Genomic DNA, 1,847 nt, shown 5'->3' with positions numbered 1-1,847 from the left:
GCCCTATGTGTCGGCGGCGCTGTACCTGGGCATGGCGGGCATGGCGCTGGCGGCGCTCATTCACTGGCTATACGGGCCAGACAAACCCCTGCAGACGGGGATCGCTCTGACGCTGGCCAGCCTGGCTCTGCCGGTGGGGGTGGGCTACTTCATTCACGCTCAGCCGCAAGCGGCCTTCCTGTTGGGAGCCTTGACCACCGCCTTGATCCTGGCGGCGCTGCAGCCCATCCTCCTGCAGCAGGAGGGAAGAGGGGCGGAATCTCTGGGGATCCGAGGTTTGGGCCTGGCTGTGCTTGCCATTCTGGGATCCAACCTCAGCCGCGATTGGACGGTAACCGGCTTCCATGCCACCCGCCTGGAACGGGCGCTGGTGCTGGCCGGGGTGGTCGGGATCCTGGCGTTGATTCTCCTGCTCTGGCAAGGCTGGAGCCTGTGGCAATCCAGGAGAATGCGCGCCCCTGCCCGCTGTTCGCGTTAGCGGTGCGGAGCACTCTGGTTGTGCGGAGATGAAACCCGTTCCCTTGGGCACCCTCGGCACCTGGCAAGGGATCCTCGGCCCGGAACAAACCGCTGCAGCCCTGGGCAACCCCGGTGTGAAGGTGATCGGATCCCCGGCTTTGTTGACGTTGATCGAGCGGTGCAGCCACACCACCTTGCAGCCCTTCTACGAGCCGGAGGAAGCGACGGTCGGGATCCGCTTTGCCTTGGAACATCGGTCGGCAGCGGTGGCGGGGGATCCCTTGCAGGTTCGGGTCGAAGTCGTGGCCGTGGAGGGAAGACGCATTCGGTTTCAGGTGGAGATCACCCAGCAGGAGCGGCTGGTGATGCAGGGATCCTACACCTGCCTGGTGGTCGATTTGCCCCGTTTTCTGGCCCGCTATGGATTGACCGCGGAGGATCCCAGTCGGTGCTCAAGCTGTTCGCGTTAGCGGGACGGAGTCCTTTGGGATTGCTGCTGGCCGGCTTCCTGGGAACTCTCTTGTTCTGGCCTCAACGGCTCATTCTGCGCTACCGCAAACCCTGGCAGGGCCCCCTTGCCTGGATCTGGAAATGGCACGGCTGGGGGGGGTGGACTGTGCGGGGCAGCCGCCGTGGCTGGGAATGGCGTTGGGGATCCCTGCGCCTTCGCGGCCGTTGGCCGGCGCAGCGGGGAGAACGTTGCTCCCCCAGAGATTGGCCCTACCTGTGGAAGCTGGGCAAGCAGCTCCACATCCAATCTTGGCAAGGCGGCGTAGAAATTGGCTTTGCCGATCCAGCTTTGACGGGGCAATGCTTGGGACTAATCGCCGCTCTACCTCTTCCGTTGGCTCAACACCTGCGCTTGACCTTCACCCGCATCGGTTGGTACGGATGGGGATCCCTGGTGATCCGGTTGCGCGGCTGGCAGGTGCTGGGGCTGGCCTTGAAACTGGGGTGGCTCGCCCTATCGCGCCATCGGAAGGGATCCCCAGCAAAAATAGCCCATGGGACAGCTGGCGTCAGGAGCAAAGCGCTGGGGGAGGAACTGCAGCGCTGACGCGGTCAGGCCGGCTGCAGCGCCGGGCAGCAATTCAACAGAGGCATGACCTACCCGCCTCCCCCTTCGCCCTGGCCGTTGGTAGGGGTGGGGGCAGGTGCTGCAGGGATAATCGGCGGCACAATGTACTGGTGCAGGCAGCGTCGCTGCAGACAACTGCAAAACCAGATCCAAGCTTTGCAAGCTCCTGTTGTGGCGGCTCCTCGCGCTCTTCTGGCTCTTTCGGCTCCTCCTCCCGCCCTTCATCGGGGGGCAGCTCTTCTCGCCACTCTTCGGGCGGCTCCTCCCGTCGTTGCTAGACGAACTCAGCTAGAAATCGCAGGAGCCCCGC

The 1,847-nt window shown here is 64.3% G+C and carries 3 protein-coding genes and 1 pseudogene; all 4 read left to right on the top strand.

From position 1 onward, the window contains the following. Positions 1-478, top strand: a pseudogene (locus NW815_RS10935) (hypothetical protein); the annotation flags it as partial. A gap of 28 nt (positions 479-506) precedes the next feature. Continuing rightward, positions 507-929: a thioesterase family protein gene (locus tag NW815_RS10930; RefSeq protein WP_414391226.1), complete on the top strand. Its 423-nt coding sequence runs from the start codon at positions 507-509 to the stop codon at positions 927-929. After that, positions 908-1,516 carry a hypothetical protein gene (locus tag NW815_RS10925; protein ID WP_414344004.1) on the top strand — a complete coding sequence of 203 codons (609 nt, stop codon included), beginning with the start codon at positions 908-910 and terminating at the stop codon, positions 1,514-1,516. Before NW815_RS10930 ends, NW815_RS10925 begins: the two co-directional genes overlap by 22 nt. Before the next feature lie 45 nt (positions 1,517-1,561). Next, positions 1,562-1,847, top strand: a 286-nt coding sequence (locus NW815_RS10920; RefSeq protein WP_414416004.1) for a hypothetical protein, incomplete at its 3' end; no start/stop codon positions are given.

The sequence above is a fragment of the Synechococcus sp. R6-7 genome, assembly GCF_047461695.1.
Taxonomy (GTDB): Bacteria; Cyanobacteriota; Cyanobacteriia; order Thermostichales; family Thermostichaceae; genus Thermostichus.
This window is presented reverse-complemented; position numbering and strand designations above follow the sequence as displayed.